The sequence below is a fragment of the Microvirga aerilata genome (genome assembly GCF_016743775.1).
Taxonomy (GTDB): Bacteria; Pseudomonadota; Alphaproteobacteria; order Rhizobiales; family Beijerinckiaceae; genus Microvirga; species Microvirga aerilata.
Genome location: NZ_JAEQMY010000050.1, coordinates 16609 through 32545, shown reverse-complemented (window position 1 = coordinate 32545; position 15937 = coordinate 16609). Strand labels below are relative to the sequence as shown.

Here is a 15937-nt window from a genome sequence, read left to right as displayed (position 1 = left end):
CGATGGTACTGTGTCTCAAGACCCGGGAGAGTAGGTCATTGCCGGGCCTGCCAAGGACAACGCCTCTTTACAGTCTCTGACAATCACACCGCGGTGTCTCTCAGGAGCGCCGCGGTTTGTGTTTGTCGGCTTCTTCGCCTTTGAAGCCCCTGCTTCAAAGGCCATGATTGGCGCGGGGTGGAGCAGCCCGGTAGCTCGTCAGGCTCATAACCTGAAGGTCACAGGTTCAAATCCTGTCCCCGCAACCAATCCACACCACATAGCCCCCGCGCAAAAAACGTCGGGGGCTTTTTGACGTTTGATGGCTCACGTCAAACGACCGCGCGCCGCAACAGGCAGCTCGCCGACAATCGCCCCGTCGCGGACAGTGACAAGCCGGTCGACCATATTGACCACGACGCAGACATGGTTGGGTATGATGCGAACCACGTCGCCGACCTGCGGGCGGTCGTTGCAAGCCGATAGATCCAGGAATCCATGCTCCTCCGCGAACCGCGCGATCTTGGCCTGCGGATGCTCCAGGATGAGCCCATGCCCTTCCAGGCCGCCGGTATCGCTCGTCAGCGTCTTCGAGCCTGCGTCGAGAATGCCTCGCTCGGCGCCTGCGCGGCTCACCACCGTGGAGTAGACCGTCAGGGCGCAATCCTCGAGCTGCGCTACGCCGGCCGCCAACATCATGCGATCGTTGAAGATCGATGTTCCGGACCGGTGCTCGGTTACGCCCCTGATCCTTCCGAGATTGGCCAAGTTGGGCGTGCCGCCCGAGGAAACCATCTGCGGCTCGAGGCCCAGGTCCCGAACGCCGGCTGTAGCGGCGTCGAGAAAGGCCTGCGTCTCCGTCATCGCATTTTCCGGCGGATACAGCATGAATCCTGCAAACGTGAGACCGGGACGGGATGCGATATCCTTGGCCAGGGCAACGGCCTCGGCCACGGTCTCGACGCCGGCGCGCTTGCGTCCGGTATCGCACTCGACCACGACGTTCAGGTCACGCCCCGCCATCGCAGCGGCCCGTGGCAGGCCCGCGACGACAGTTGGATTGTCGGCCGCGACCGTAACCTTCGCCTGTTGAAGCAACCGGCCGAGGCGATCGAGCTTCTCCTCGCCGAGGATGTTGTAGGAGATCAATATGTCGTCGAGACCGGCTTCGGCCATGATCTCGGCCTCGCCGAGCTTCTGGCAGGTGATGCCCCGGGCACCGGCATCACGTTGCATGGAAGCGATGACCGGGCTTTTGTGCGTCTTGATGTGAGGCCGGTTGGCGACTCCTGCCGCTTCGCATAAAGCCTGCAGCCGGGCGATGTTGCGCTCCATCACGTCCAGATCGATCACGACCGCAGGCGTTCCGAACTGCCGCGCCACCTCTTCCTTGAGGGTCTGGATGCTCATGATCAATCCTACCTGTCGCGATCGGGGAAATGTGTTCCGCCACGATGTCATAGACGATCGCCATCGTCGATGCACCCTGCCCGCTCGATCGGATTGCTGCGCCTCTCGGGATCGACTTGGGCAGGCCTCGCGGCCCGCCCAAGCAACAGTTGGCTGATCAGGCTGCCTTGGGAGGATTGCAGATCTCGGTGACGGACTTCTTGACCGCCACGGGATCGAAGATGCGCTCCAGCCATCCTTCGCGGAAGATCTGCGGCCGGGCTTGATCGATGGCGTAGAGGGCACCGTCCGAGAACTTGCCTTCGGGGAAGGCTTCGAATGCGATGGCGAGCTCGATGTTGAGGTGGCCCAGCATGAAATCCACCGCAGCCTGGCGCGGAACGCCGCGGCGGACCGCCTCGTCGGTGGCCTCGCGGAGGGCGAGGCACAGGGTGGCCCCGATGGTCTCCGACAGCGCCGGCTCCATGATGGCGATATGCTCGACGGTGCAGCGGTGCGAGCGCATGACCGGCTTGTAGATGGTCCGTGCGACGTCCTCGCAGAGGGCATAATGCTCCTCCGGGCCCTGCATCAGGGCGCAGACAATGTGCTGCTTGGCCTTGACGCCCCCGAAGAAGTCGTTCTTGGCGGCGGGATCGGTCTCATCGTTGAAGATCGGCGGGTGGCAGGGATGGGTCACGAAATAGGTGACGTCCGCGCGGTTCGGCAGCTCGCCAGCGTAGGGGGCCGCCGCATCGAGCATGATGATTGCGGTTCCGGGCTTCACGACATCGATGAAGCTGTGGGCGATCTTGCCGATCAGGCGGTCGGGAACCGCCATGATCACGACGTCAGCCTCGCCCAGAGCCACATCGCGGTCGACGCAATCGGCACCAACGACGGTCTTGAGCCTTTGACGGCCTTCCTCGGAAACCTCCACATGGAAAACCTCGTAAGGGGAGCCCTTGAGGTTGGAGGCAAGACGGACCCCCATTTTTCCACCGGCGCCGAGCAGTGCGATCTTTGTCATATCCTGGTTCCTCCATTGTGACTGGGAGCGCCACCCCGTTTTACGGCGCAAAAGAAATCGGGAGCTCCGACCTGACCGCCCTTGAGCGTGATTTCGAGCCCCTCATGAGCGGGGTCATCGGAATGGGCACGGCACAGGGGCGAGCCCGGCGCGATCGGAGCAAGAGCCGTGAGGGCGAAGATGCCGAGGGCAAGGCTGGCGTGGCCCGACGTATCGCCGCCGGCGATGACGGCGCGCGTCAGCCGGCTTTCGCGCAAAGTGGCATCGAGCAGGCGCCCGAGGCCGTTGCCGATGCGATCGTTGACGGTGCTGGATGGCACGCCGCTTGCAGCGATGGCCTGGTTCAGATCGCTCACGGCAGGATCGTCCGGGCCTCGTGCGGTGTAGACCAGGGGGTCCCTGCCCTCGCCCAGCAGGCGCAGCGCCTGCTCGGTTGCCCGTCCGATCTCGCGTTGCCACTCGGCCGCATCGACAGCGCGTGTCGCGTCGAGCGGCAGCGCCGTAAATCCATGGGTCTCGGCGTAGGCGATCTGCCCGGCGGTGATGGGGGAGCACGAGCCCGAGACGGCGACGATGCGTTCCACGGCCGGCGCCCGGAAAGCCGGCACGTCCGGCGGTATCAAGCCGCGCTGTCGCCAGTGGGCGACGAGTGCGTACTCGATGCCCTGGGACCCGACAGCGAGCAGTCGGTCGCCGCGATGCTCCCAGACGAGGCGGCCTGCCTCCGCAAGCGTCTCCTCGTCCAGAACATCCAGGGCGACGATCTCGGCTCCGTTGCCTCTCACGAAAGCGAGCCGCTCATCCGCCCGCCCCTGCTTCATGGCGACAAAGTCGACGAGGCCGCTCGCCTTGCTCGTCTGGCGCGCGAGATGGCGCAGCACGTCCGCCTCGTCCATCGGCGTGACCGGGTGGCGCGCCATCACGGGATGCCGGTCCAGGCGATAACCCTCTCCTGCGATGGCGGCGAAGAGATTGCCGAAGGCCTGGAAGCGCGACAGCGCCGGAGCGCCGACGACGAGCGGATGCCAGGTGCCGCCCAGGATAGGCTCAGCCAGTTCGACCGCTTTGCCGATGGAACCCACATGCGGCGCGGAATCGAACGTCGAGCAGACCTTGTAGTGGGCAATCGGAGCGCCGAGCTTTCCAAGCTCGCGGAAGATCGGCGGCAGATGCTCCTCCATCCAGGCGGGGCTCTGCGAACGGGATATGCCGGCCACTCCTACGGCGCGATACCCGCGAAAGGCGGCAAGCTGCGCGGGCGTCGGCACATCGAGGAACATCACCGTCGGCAGGCCTGCGAAGGTCATCACCTCCATCACCGCCGACGAGCCGGTATAGTCGTCACCGTAATAGGTGAGCAGCAGGCCGTCCGGGAGGTTTTGACCCGACCCGTTCATGCCGCATAGGCCTCCAGCGCCTTGGCGAGGGCCGGACGGTCTTTGGCATATTCGGCCAAGGGCACGTGGGCCGTTGCCGCCTCCCAGGCCTCGCACAGGCTTGCCACGCCGGCGGCAGGCCCATCCGGATGAGCCATGATTCCACCGCCTGCAGCAAAGATGAGGTCGGTCGTTCCAAGCGCCGCGAACGTGCCCGGTGCCTGCTTGGCCGACTGCCCCGAGGAGAAGACCGGCATGGAGATGCAGGGCTTGTCCGCGAACATCGGCGTGAGGCAGGCGCGGGCCGAGGCGATGACGCTGTCGTCGTCCTCACAGAACTTGTTGCTGAGACCGTTGACGTGCATGTGATCGGCGCCGGCCAGCCGCCAGATCTTCTGCCAGGCCACATAAGACCATCCGAGCATCGGCTCGCGGGAGAGATAGCCCCAGCCGTTGCGATGCGCATGGATGGGCAGCTCCGCGAAGCGACCGAGCTCGATCATGCCGACGAGGCCAACCGAGTTGAGGCTTGCCATGATGCACGTGCCGCCGAGATCGCGGACGAGATCGTGGCGGCGGCGCATCTGGTCGAGGTCGCCCGTGATGTTGAAGGCGAACATCACCTTCTTGCCCGTGCGATCCGCATGATCGTTGATGACGCGCATGACGGCGCGGGCCCGCTCGTCGAACGGGCAATGAGGCCCGTCTGACTGCAACTCGTCATCCTTGATGAAATCGATGCCGGCTTCGCACAAGGTCTTCGTCAGGGCCGCCGTTTCTCGGGGCCCGAAGCCAACGCTCGGCTTGATGATGGTGCCGATGATCGGCCGCCCTTCCACTCCGGCGAGCCTGCGCGTGCCGGCAATGCCGAATTTCGGACCGGGATAGGCACCGGCAAAGATCGACGGCAGACGCAGGTCGAGAAGGCGCAGGCCGGAGAACTGCTTCAGTTCGAACAGATTGCCGGCCACGGTGGCCATGAGGTTCGGCAGGGATGGGCCGAAATTGTCGATGGGCCAGGACAGGGTCACGCGGGCGCGCCGGTAGGCAGCGTCCTCGCCCTTCGGACGGCTGGCGCCGGGCAGCGAGGGCCCGTCCACCTCCTCGACGATCTCCAGGCGCTCGATGCGGGCGGCGGAGCGCTCCTTGAGTTCAGGCGTCTCGCCCGGAATGGGCACGAAGGTGCCGCTGGACTGCTCGCCCGCCATGGCCTCGGCAGCCTGACGAGGATCGTAGGCGGTCTCGATGAGATAATCGGCCTCGATGCGGGTCGGCTCTGTCACTGCATTCATCCTGTGCTGTTCCCGAAGCTGTTACTGAACGTGCCGAGCCAAGGGCTGGCGGAAAGAAGCGGCATCGCCCCGGCAGGGGAGACGGGGTGGACGAGCCTCCAGGCACCCTCCCCGCGAGTTCCGTTGCGGCATGGAAGTTCAAGTGGCGTGCCAATGGAGTGACTCTTCACTTGCAGGTTTCTCTTTCCTTCCACTTGCAGGTTTCCACTTCGGCGATTCCTGTTCTTATTCTATCTCATATAGTGATTATACCAGTGGGAGAAAAGCAACAACTATTTCCCCGGATGGCAGGCCCGTCACTGCAAGTGACAGGAAATACCGGTCAGGCACCGGTGGAGATACCGGTAGGCACCGGTGAAGCAGTTTGACCTGCCGGAGATCTGCCGGAGACAAACCACTACAGGTGCGTGCAGGCGTCCCGGCGACGGGCCTGTTCCTCGCTTTCTGATCAGTCCTCGGGTTGGGTCATGGCAAGGACGGAATACAAGCTGTTGGCCCGCGTCAGGTGGTCCGACATGGCCTTGGCGGCAGCCTCGGGGTCGCCGGCCGCGATGGCCTTGTAGATCCGCTCGTGCTCTTCCAGGGTCAGGCGCTCGGCGCCGCGGGCGGAAACGAGCTCGCGCTTGAAGCGGCTCAGCCAATCCAGCATGCCCTGACTGATCGCCGCGATCAGGAGATTGCCGGACATGGAGGCGATCTGGTGGTGAAACGCCATGTCGGCGGCCACGAACCGGGCGGCATCGCCGCGAGCCTCCTGGCAGGCGATGAGAGCCCGGCGCAGCTGCTCCAGGCCCTCCCGGGTCGCCCGCTGGGTGGCCACCCGGGCAAGACCGACCTCGAAGAAGATGCGCGCTTCCTTGAGATCGTTGAGCCCGCGGGGATTGCTCGACAGGAGCTGGAGCATCGCACCCGTGATCTGGTCGATGATCGTCTCCGGCGTGGGCAGGATCACCCGGGCCCGCTCGCCATGGTTGATGCGGATCAGCCCCATCTGCTGCAGCGTCTGCATGGCCTCGCGGATGGCCGGGCGCCCAACCCCGAAGCGCGCCATCAGCTCCCGCTCCGACGGCAGCTGCGTGCCCGGCTCGTACTCTCCGGCCTCGATGGCGCCGATCAGGCGATCGAGCACTTCATGAGACAACTTGCGGCGAACAATGGCTTCCATCTTGAGACCCGAGTACCTTCAACCTTCGACCGGCCCAACCCGGCTGGGTGGGCGCTGCACGTTCAACAATCGGCTCCCGCTCTATCATCGAGGCGCTGCACTGCAACACTTATCATACCAGAACGGCTCCCTCGCCTTCTACTGCGCCCCCGCCCCTCGGGCGGCCTTTGGCTCGGCCCGGACGATCCGTCTCAGAACCGGCCGACCCGCCAAGGCCAGAACGCCGATGATGACAAGCCCTTGAACGATGTCCTGCGTCCCCGGCGGCAGGCCTGTGATCTGCATGGTGGTGACGATGAGAACGAGCAGGATGCACCCGAACAGGGTCCCTACGGCGGTCGAGCTGCCGCCGAAGATGAGCGAGCCGCCGAGCACCACGGCGCCTACGGACTGGAGCAGGTAGGGAGCCCCCATCTCGAGGAAGGCGCCGCCTACATAGGCGCTGAGCAGGGCGCCGTCGAGAGCCGCCAGCACGGAGCTGATCACGAAGGCCGTGGCCGTCACCCGTCCGGTTCTGACGCCCGCCAGCCGCGCCGCCCTGGCATTCTGCCCTGTGGCCGAAAGGGTGCGCCCATAGGCGAGTTTCCCTAGCACAAGGCTCGACAGGGCCACCGCCGCGAGCGCGATCAGAAACATCACCGGCACGCCGCCCACCTTGCCCCCGGCCACGAAGGCCAGCGCCGGGCTTGCCACCGCCCCTGCGATGGAGCGGTTTGCGATCAGCGTCGTGGTTGCGAGCACGTAGCCGGTGGCCAGGGTCGCGATCATGGCCGGGATGCGGAAGAGCACGACCAGAACCGCGTTCGTGGCCCCGACCGCGAGCCCGATGCCGAGCACGGCCAGCAGGCCGACCGCAATGCGTCCATCGTTGCCGCCGATGACGATCAGCCCCACGAAGGCGCTCAGCGCAATGACGCTCGCAATGGACAGGTCGATGTTGCCCCGCCCGGTGGTGACCACGAACATCTGCCCCAGGGCCGCCAGCACCAGGAAGGACGCCGAGGTCGCAACGCCCGACAGGGAGTGCAGGCTGACGCGGTCGGTGATGAGGCTTAAGATTCCCCACAGGATCAGAACCCCGATCAGGGACCAGACCCAGCGGTTGCGGGCCATCCAGGACGAGAGATCGGGCATCAGGCATCCTCCCGCCGGTCCACCGCCATGCGGAGGACGAGAATGAGCAGGAGGAGGCCTCCCTGAACGGCGGCGTTGTAGTCGGTGCTGACCCCGAGCGTGCCCAGGAGCGCCCCGATCAGGGACAGGGTGAGGGAGCCGATGACGACCCCGAGCGGAGAGATCACGCCCCCCAGCAGCGCGCAGCCTCCCATGACGACGGCCGCGATGCTCAACAGGGTGAAAGGCCCGCCGGAGTTGATGTCGCTGGCCGTGTTGATGGCCGTGAGCGACAGGCCGGCAATGAGCGCGAAGGCTCCTGCGATGAGGTAGCGGATCACCGAATAGCGCAGCACCGACCAGCCGCCGCGCTCCAGGGCGCCGGCATTGCTGCCGAAGCCGCGCAGCACGACGCCCAGGGGCGACCTGTCGATCAGGACGGCGGCTGCGCCCGCGAGGAGGATCAGCACGATGGTCGTGGGCACGCCGGGAATCTGCCAGGTGAAAAGGGGCGCCAGCCATTCCGGGCTGCTCCCGCCCGGGGTCGGCTGCAGGGAGTAGCCGATGCCGACCCAGATGAAGGACGCCCCGAGCGTCACCACGATGGACGGGATCTTGCGGGCATGGATGATCGCGGCGATGAGGCCGTAAGACAGCCAGGCCAGGAGGAGCACGGCCGCCCCAGCAGCCGGATTGTCGACCAGGAGGGTCGCGCTGATCACGTTCGCCAGGCCGGCGAAGGCCCCTGCCCCGAGATCGATTTCGCTGCCGCCGACGATGAACATCTGGGCAAGCGCGATCAGGGTGAGCGCCACGGCCGAGCCGAGCAGCAGATCGAGGCCGAAGGCCGACAGGACCATGGGATTGGCCCAAGCCATGGCGCCCAGAACCGCAATGAAGCTGACGAAAGGCATCAGGCCGATCAGGCGGCGGCCGAGGTGATTTCCACGGGTGGGGCTTGCGGCGGGTCCCGGTGCTGCTCCGGCCACCTCACGGGAGGCGGCAGGCTGGAGAAAGGAGGAATTGACGATCGCCTCCTCGGAGATCTCCTCCCCGACAAGCTCGCGCACGATGCGCCCGCCGCTGAATACGAGCACCCGGTCGCATTCCAGGAACTCGATATCCTCGGTCGAATGCCAGACGACCAGGCGTCCGGCCGCGGCCACATCGGCCACGACGCCGTAGAACTCGGCTTTGGCGTTCACATCGACGCCCCTGGTCGGGTCGTCGAGAAGGACCACCTCCCCGTCTCCGGCCAGCGCGCGCGCCACCAGCGCCTTCTGCTGGTTGCCCCCGCTCAGCTCGAGGATGTTCGATTCGAGGCGCGATGGGTCGAGCCGCAGCCGCTCGACCGTCGGGGCGGCGGCGGCGCGCTCGGCCCGGGACGATACGGGGCTGACCTCGGACCGGCCCGCGATGCGGCCGATCCCGATGTTCTCCAGAACGCTCCAGAGCGGGAACACTCCTTCCCGCTGGCGGTCACCGGACACGAAACTGACCGGGCCAAGACAGGCCACGTCCCCGGACGCGCGCGCCGTGAAGAGCCGATGCAGCATGTCCCGCTGGCCGTTGCCCTCCAGGCCCGCCAGGCCCACGATCTCGCCGGACCGGAGCTCGACCGGATGCCCCAGCGAGGCAACGGCCTCACCGTCGATGCGCGCCAGAACGCGTCCCCCGCCCGGGGACCAGGCCGCGTGACGCTGCCGCCCGGCTCGCAGGGACGCTCCCGCCTCCCCGCCCATGGCCTCGACAAGGCGCTCCACGGAGGCTCCCTCCACGGATCCGGCCCAGGCAAGGCGTCCGTTGCGAAGCGCGACGATCCGGGTGGTGACCTCGAGGATTTCCTTGAGCTTGTGGCTGATGAAGATGAAGGCCACACCCTGTGCGGCCCTGGACTTGATGAAGGAGCGAAGCTGCCGGCTGCGCTCGGGATCGAGGGAGGACGTGGGTTCGTCGAGAACCAGCAGCTTGAGATCGGGATCGCTCGCGGCCCGCGCGATCTCGACCATCTGCCTTTGGCCGATCGGCAGATCGCCGATTTCCGCATCCACATCGATGCCATGGCCCGGGAACACGGCATCGAGCCACTGCCGGGCAAGGGCGCGGTAGGTCCTGCGCCAGCCTGGCCGGGCGCTTCCCGCATCCGGCCGCTCCAGAAAGAAGTTCTCCGCCACGGTAAGGTTGCCGCAGAGCGACAGCTCCTGATGGACGATGCGGATGCCGGCGGCCTGGGCCTCGCCCGGACCGTAATCGGCCCAGTTCCTGGCGGCTCCCCCGATAACGAGGCTGCCCTCGTCGGGAACCGTGACGCCACTCAGAACGCGCATCAGGGTGCTCTTGCCCGCACCGTTGCCGCCCACGAGCCCGACGATCTCGCCGGGCCCGACCGTCAGGTCGACCGCCTGGTTGGCGAGGGTGGGACCGTAAGCCTTGGTGATGCCGCGTAGCGCGACCACCGGCTCCGCCTCGGCCTGAGGTGCTTTTTCCCGTGACAATGGCACCACGTTCATCGCAGCTGTCGTCCGCACCCTATCCAGCTCCACGGCAGGTCACCCGACCCTCGGTCGGGCAGGATTGGAGCAGGGGCGCATGGAACCGCCCCTGCCCGGCGCATCACTTCTTGATGAGGTTCTGGTCGACCCACTGCTCGCTGTAGCTCGGGCTGACGATGATTCCGGGCTTGATGCTGGCAAATTCCTTCAGGTTCTCCTGGGTCACCGTCGCGACCGGCATCACGAGTTCCTTTGGAACCTCCGCGCCCTTGGCGATCTTGTAGCTGAGCCAGAAGGCTGCGCCGCCGATGCCGGGGGTTGTGTTCATGGACACGGTGGAGTAGCCGTTCTTCTCGTTCTGCTTCATCCACCACAGGATGAAGTTGGAGCTGCCGCCGCCTTCGATGAGCGGCATCTTGTTGGCGTAATCGCCGCCGTACTGCTCGAACGCCTGGGCGATGCCGATGTCGTCGCTGCCGCCCTGGGCGAGCACCGCATCCACCTTGGGCAGGCTCGGGAGCACGTTGGCGATGGCCGATTGGGCGACGGAGGCCGTGGCCTGGCCATAGACCGTGGCGACCACCTTCACGTCGGGATATTTCTTCAGAACCTCTTCCTGGGCCGAATGCATCAGGTTGTCCGGGGCGGACCCCTTCACGCCGCGCACGACGATGATGTTGCCCTTGCCGCCTATACGCTTCATCACCTGCTCGGCCTGCTCCTTCTTGTAGCCGGTGAAGTCGAAGGTCAGCCGGTAGGCGCAGGGAGCGGACGCGACGGAATCGAAGGAGATCACCTTGATTCCGGCTTTGCAGGCCTTGTCGATGACGCTGTTGAGGGCAGTCTCGGAGGCCGCGTTGATGGCGATGGCGTCCACCTTCTTGAGGATGAGATCGGCCAGCTGGCTCGTCTGCTGGTTGACGCTGTTGTCCCCGTTAAGGACGATGTAGTCGGCGATCTTGCCTTCGTCCTTGGCCTGCTTGGCCGCTGCCTCGAAGGCCTCGACCATCTGATGGCGCCAGGTGTTGCCGTAGTAGGAATTCGACAGGGCGATAACCGGCTTCTCGGGCGACGCGACGGCCGGGGCTGCGGCCAGAACGGCGGCGAGCGCCGAACCGAGAATCCAAGGGGTCTTTGCATGCTGCATCATCGGGTTTCCTCCTGATGGAATAATCGGCCGATTTGCTCGGACTTTTGTGGCTCCAGCATCATGTGCTGTGAAGCTGCTTAGGGATGAAGAGATTATATCATCATACCAGTTTGGCAAGCCGGTAAGGTGGTATATTTCTGATGGTTCTTTGGTGGTTCTTTGGTGGATCCTTGGTGGTTCTTTGGTGGATCTCCGATCGACCTTTGAGAGATCCCCGGCGAACTCATGGGAAGGTCTCTGGTGGACTCATAGGAAGATCGTTGGTGAATCTTCGGTAGATCGTGGGGAGATCTAACGCTTCGCATTTTCCAGATCTCTTATGCCTGCCACTTCATCCGTCACCTGCGACGCTCGGCATCCGCATAGGCGGCATGAACGAGTTCGACCACCTTCAGGTTGTCCTCGCCCGAGGTCTCGGCCGGGCGGCCCGCCAGGTACGACTCGACCCAATGCTTCTGCAGGGCGACGACGCTGTCCTGGATGATGTCGAGGGGAAGCTTCGACCAAGGCCAGGCTGGCGGCGGAACATGGCGGGTGGTGATCTCCGCGCCTCGGGTCAGATGGAGGCGGTAGTCGGCCTCCAGGGAGATCGTCCCCTCGGTTCCCTCGATGATCACGATCGTCTGCGGCCAGGGGTCGGGCACCTGATGGGTCGCATAGCTGCAGTCGACGATGCTCGTGCGCCCTCCTCCATGGTCGAGAACCATGGTGGCCACATCCTCGCCGCGGATCTTCGGGTTCACGCGCTTGGTCCAGCAGGAGACATCGCGGGCATCGCCCATGAAGCAGCGGGCCAGATCCAGAAGGTGGATGCCGAGATCGAGGATGATGAAGCGGCTTTCGGTGGCAAGATAAGGCTGGTTCGCGAACACGTCGTAGGGTGTGCGAAACGAGATGCGGGCAAAGAACGGCTCGCCGATGGCGCCGTCGCGCAGGAGGCCCGCCACCTCGCGCATGGGGCGCTGGAAACGGAAGTTCTCATGCACGGTGAAGGAGACGCCAGCCCTCCGGCAGGCTTCGACCATGGCGCGGGCATCCTCGAGGGTTTCGGCCATCGGCTTCTGGCAGATCACTGCCTTTCCGGCGCGCGCCACCTGCTCCACGATGGCGCGGTGGCTCGGCGGCGTGGTCGCCACATCGACGGCATCGATGCCGCCGTCACTTAGCATCTCGGCCACATCGGTGTAGCCGCGCTCGACACCATAGCGCTGCCGGGCGGCCTCCACTTTGGCGGGGTCCCGGTCGCAGACGGCGGCGATCTCAACCCCTTCGATGACCCGCCAGGCCTCGAGCTGGTTCTGCGCGAAGAACCCGAGGCCGACGACACCGATGCGAACCTTGCTCATGCGATCTCCCATGGCCTGATGAAGCGCCGCTCCAGCCGTTCCAGCATGCGGGAGCGAAGGCCGTCGACCGCGACGGCGATGAAGATGATGCCGGCCGTGACAAGCGGGTAGATGTACGGATTGGCGTTGATAATGACGAGGCCGTTGGCAGCGGTCTGGATGAGGAGCGCGCCGAAGAGCGCGCCTTTCACGCCGCCGCGCCCGCCGAAGAGGCTGGTGCCGCCGAGCACGGCCGCCGCGATGGCCGAGAACTCCGCCTGCAGGCCGTAGCTTGCGGTGATGGCGCCGATCTGGGTGGCGGAGACGAAGCCCGCCATGCCGGCAAGCGCGCCCGAGATGACGAAGCAGAAGAACACGATGCGCTTGGCCGGAAGGCCGGCTTTCGCCGCCGCGTCCCTGTCCTGGCCCACCGCATAGACCTGCCGGCCGAACGGGGTCTGCTGCAGGAGCACCCAGGCCACCGCGAACACCACCGCAACAGCAACGATGGCCGAAGGAATGCCCAGGACGGTGGCGCGGTTGAGCGACGTGATCGCCTCGGGGAAATAGACGCTCGCGGTGTTGGACACCGACATGGCGATGCCGCGGCCGATGAACAGGGTTCCCAATGTGGCGATGAAGGACGTGATCCCGAGATAGGCCACGAGCGCGCCGTTGATCCCCCCCAGCAGGGCAGAAGCGGCAAGCACGACCACGAGCCCGACCGGCCACGGCACGCCGCCGAGATAAAGGCCCAGGATGCACCCGGTCAGGTACATGACCGCGCCCACGGACAGGTCGATCTCGGCGGTGAGCAGCACGAAGGTCATGCCGATGGCGAGAATCGCCACAGGCGCCGCCTGGATGACGATGTTGGTGAAGTTCGCGAGGCTTAAGAATCGGTCCGACAAGGAGCCGAACACCAGCAGGATGGCGACGAACAGCAGGTAGGGGGCGGCCTGCAGGAGCAGGATGGTGATCCGGTTGCGGCTGTTCATGCATAGGCCTCGCGCTTGGGTCCGACGGGCGCCATGGCGGCGGCAAGGATCGCCTCGCGGTCGAAACCGCTGCGCTCGAAGGCTCCCGTGATTTCGCCCTTGTTGATGGTCAGGATCCGGTCGGAGAGACCCATCACCTCCTCGATCTCGGAGGAGATCAGGAACACCGCCCCGCCCTCCTCTACGAGCCGGTTGATGATCCGGTACACCTCCTGCTTGGCGCCGACATCGATGCCGCGGGTGGGCTCGTCGAGGATGAACACCTTGGGCCTTCGCAGCAGCCACTTGGCGATCACCACCTTCTGCTGGTTGCCGCCCGACAGGTGCTTGGCGAGCGTCTCCTGCACCCGGTCCGTGGACAGGTGGACCATGCGGGCCAACTCAGCCGCCGTGGTGTTCAGCGCCTTGCCGCTGATGACCCCGGGCCCGACCTTGAAGCGCTTGAGGAAGGTCAGGCCGATATTGTCGACGATGGAGGCGTCCATGAGCAGACCCTCGTTGCGCCGGTCCTCCGTCAGGAAGGCGAGGCCCGCCGCCATGGAGGCCTTGGGACCCGGACGCTCGAGCCGCGTGCCGGCCACCTCGATCGTGCCGGAATCCAGCGGGTCGAGGCCGAAGATGAGTCGGGCGAGCTCCGACCGGCCCGACCCCATCAGACCCGACAGGCCGACGACCTCGCCGGTGCGGATGTCGAAGGATATGTTGTTGGCGACGCCGCGCTGGGTGAGGTTGCGCACCCGCAGGGCCACCTCCTCGCGCGGCCCGGTGCTGCGCTCAGGATAGATTGCGTCGATGGAGCGCCCGACCATCATGGAGATGATGCCGGGCAGGCTCAGGCGCTCCCGCAGGTCCGTGCCGACCACGGCGCCGTCGCGCAGCACCGTCATCCGCTCGCACACATGCATCACGTCCTCGAGGGCGTGGCTGATGAAGATGATGCCGACGCCCCGGCTCTTGAGCCGGTTGACGATGGCAAACAGCCGCTCCACCTCCCGGCGCGTGAGCGAGGTGGTGGGCTCGTCCAGAATCAGCACCTTGGCGTCCGCATGGAGCGCCTTGGCGATCTCCACCAGCTGCCGCTCGCCCTGAGCGAGGTTGCCCACGAGCCGCGTGGGCGGAAGATCGAGGTCGACCTCGGCCAGCAGCTCGCGGGCACGCTTGCGCATCCAGCGGCGGTCGATGAACGGCACGCCGCTCCGCTTCGGGAAATCCGTGATGAAGAGGTTCTCCTCGATCGACAGATTGGGAAACAGGTTCAGTTCCTGATGGATGAAGGCGATGCCTGCCCGGCTCGCCTCGCGCGGGCTCTGCGGCGCATAGGGCACGCCGCCAAGAGACATCCGGCCGCCGTCCGGCTGATGCACGCCGCCCAGGATGTTCATGCTCGTGGACTTGCCCGAGCCGTTCTCTCCGAGAAGGCCGAGCGCCTCCCCGGGCCAGAGCTCGAAGCTCACCCCATGAAGAACGCGGACCCCGAAGAAGCTCTTCGTGATGCCCTCGACCGAAAGAAGGGGCGGGCTGGATCGTTGTACGGTCTGCACGGGATCACCTCACGCCGAGATAGCGGGTGCGCAGCGTGTCCAGCAGGGCCGCCGCCAGAATGACGCTGCCCTTGATCACGTAGATCGCGAAGAGCGATGCGCCCAGAAGCTTCAGGGTGGTGTCGATCAGCACCAGGAAGAGCACGCCGAAGACCGTCCAGATCACCTTGCCCTTGCCGCCGAAGAGGCTGGTGCCGCCGATGACGACCGCGCCGACCACATCGAGCAGGATGCGCTCGCCGAGGATGGGCGTGCCGGTCTGAAGGCGCGCGGTGTAGACGATGGATGCGAGCGCCGCGAGCATGCCGGAGAGAACGAAGGCCGCCATGACCGTGGTGCGAACGGGCACGCCCGACACGTAAGCCGTCCGCGGGTTCTTTCCGACCGCGTAAAGCCAGCGCCCGAGGATCGTATAGGCCAGGACGCCATGGACGATCAGGGCAGCAGTCACCGCGACGATCACCGCAATGGGAATGCCGGCGATGTCCCGGTCTCCGATGGAGATGAACATGTCCGGCAGGTCGTAGATCGACGTCGTGGTGGAGTGAAACGTGGTGTACCAGATAGCGCAGCCGCCGAAGAAGGTTGTGGTCGCGAGCGTCACCACGAAGGCCGGCATGTTGAGTCTGGTGATGGAAAGACCGTTCAGCAACCCGATGCCGGCGCCGACGAGCAGCATCGCGGCCATGGCGGCCGGCGCCGCAAGGGGACCTGAGAGATAGCCGTCGCTCTGGGTCATGATGGAGGCGCCGACCACGCTGGCCATGCTGATGATGGCGGTCACCGACAGGTCGATCCCGGCGATGATGAGCACGATGGTCTGCCCGAGGCTTACGATCAGAAGCGGCATCATGTCCGACAGGATGTTCTGCCAGACCTCCACGGTCGCGATCTCCGGCACCACGGGGATCATGACCAGGGTGTAGAGAACGCACAGGGCGAGCACGAGATATTCGGACAGAACGACGCTCGCCGCAGCCTTCCATTTGCTGCGGCTCGCCTCGCGCTCGGCTTTGCGAGACACGGCTTCCGAGACCAACATTCAACCTCCTGGCAGGGTGGATGGGGCGCGCAGGCCTGCGCACCC

12 protein-coding genes and 1 tRNA gene are annotated in these 15937 nt (G+C 65.5%); 1 reads left to right on the top strand and 12 read right to left on the bottom strand.

The window, feature by feature from the left end:
- Nucleotides 1–171 precede the first annotated feature (171 nt).
- Nucleotides 172–248, top strand: a tRNA-Met gene (locus JKG68_RS22755).
- A gap of 58 nt (nt 249–306) precedes the next feature.
- Here the strand turns inward: JKG68_RS22755 and JKG68_RS22750 are convergent.
- The 12 genes from JKG68_RS22750 to JKG68_RS22695 all read right to left on the bottom strand — a co-directional run bounded on the left by JKG68_RS22750 (nt 307) and on the right by JKG68_RS22695 (nt 15892).
- Nucleotides 307–1389 (bottom strand): D-TA family PLP-dependent enzyme, encoded by a 1083-nt coding sequence (locus tag JKG68_RS22750; protein ID WP_202063632.1) that lies wholly within the window; start codon nt 1387–1389, stop codon nt 307–309.
- A gap of 157 nt (nt 1390–1546) precedes the next feature.
- Complete coding sequence (locus JKG68_RS22745; protein ID WP_202063631.1) at nt 1547–2398, bottom strand: phosphogluconate dehydrogenase C-terminal domain-containing protein; 852 nt, start codon at nt 2396–2398, stop codon at nt 1547–1549.
- Nucleotides 2395–3795, bottom strand: coding sequence for a four-carbon acid sugar kinase family protein (locus JKG68_RS22740; protein WP_202063630.1), 1401 nt, complete (start codon nt 3793–3795; stop codon nt 2395–2397). The genes JKG68_RS22745 and JKG68_RS22740 overlap by 4 nt, the downstream gene beginning before the upstream one ends.
- Complete coding sequence (locus JKG68_RS22735) at nt 3792–5066, bottom strand: ribulose-bisphosphate carboxylase large subunit family protein (RefSeq protein WP_202063629.1); 1275 nt, start codon at nt 5064–5066, stop codon at nt 3792–3794. Before JKG68_RS22735 ends, JKG68_RS22740 begins: the two co-directional genes overlap by 4 nt.
- Nucleotides 5067–5514: 448 nt before the next feature.
- Nucleotides 5515–6231 carry a transcriptional regulator NanR gene (locus JKG68_RS22730; protein WP_202063628.1) on the bottom strand — a complete coding sequence of 239 codons (717 nt, stop codon included), beginning with the start codon at nt 6229–6231 and terminating at the stop codon, nt 5515–5517.
- 138 nt (nt 6232–6369) lie between these two features.
- Entirely contained in the window at nt 6370–7365 is a 996-nt protein-coding gene (locus JKG68_RS22725) for an ABC transporter permease (protein ID WP_202063627.1), read from the bottom strand.
- Nucleotides 7365–9872 carry an ATP-binding cassette domain-containing protein gene (locus JKG68_RS22720; RefSeq protein WP_312890927.1) on the bottom strand — a complete coding sequence of 836 codons (2508 nt, stop codon included), beginning with the start codon at nt 9870–9872 and terminating at the stop codon, nt 7365–7367. Before JKG68_RS22720 ends, JKG68_RS22725 begins: the two co-directional genes overlap by 1 nt.
- A gap of 85 nt (nt 9873–9957) precedes the next feature.
- Nucleotides 9958–10986 carry an ABC transporter substrate-binding protein gene (locus tag JKG68_RS22715; protein ID WP_376773194.1) on the bottom strand — a complete coding sequence of 343 codons (1029 nt, stop codon included), beginning with the start codon at nt 10984–10986 and terminating at the stop codon, nt 9958–9960.
- A gap of 338 nt (nt 10987–11324) precedes the next feature.
- The gene (locus tag JKG68_RS22710; RefSeq protein WP_202063626.1) at nt 11325–12332 is read right to left on the bottom strand and encodes a Gfo/Idh/MocA family protein; all 1008 of its coding nucleotides are present in this window, start codon (nt 12330–12332) and stop codon (nt 11325–11327) included.
- Nucleotides 12329–13309, bottom strand: a complete 981-nt coding sequence (locus tag JKG68_RS22705; RefSeq protein ID WP_202063625.1) for an ABC transporter permease — start codon at nt 13307–13309, stop codon at nt 12329–12331. The genes JKG68_RS22710 and JKG68_RS22705 overlap by 4 nt, the downstream gene beginning before the upstream one ends.
- Nucleotides 13306–14850, bottom strand: coding sequence for a sugar ABC transporter ATP-binding protein (locus tag JKG68_RS34585; RefSeq protein WP_312890925.1), 1545 nt, complete (start codon nt 14848–14850; stop codon nt 13306–13308). The genes JKG68_RS22705 and JKG68_RS34585 overlap by 4 nt, the downstream gene beginning before the upstream one ends.
- A gap of 4 nt (nt 14851–14854) precedes the next feature.
- Nucleotides 14855–15892 carry an ABC transporter permease gene (locus JKG68_RS22695; protein ID WP_202063624.1) on the bottom strand — a complete coding sequence of 346 codons (1038 nt, stop codon included), beginning with the start codon at nt 15890–15892 and terminating at the stop codon, nt 14855–14857.
- Between the last annotated feature and the right edge of the window lie 45 nt (nt 15893–15937).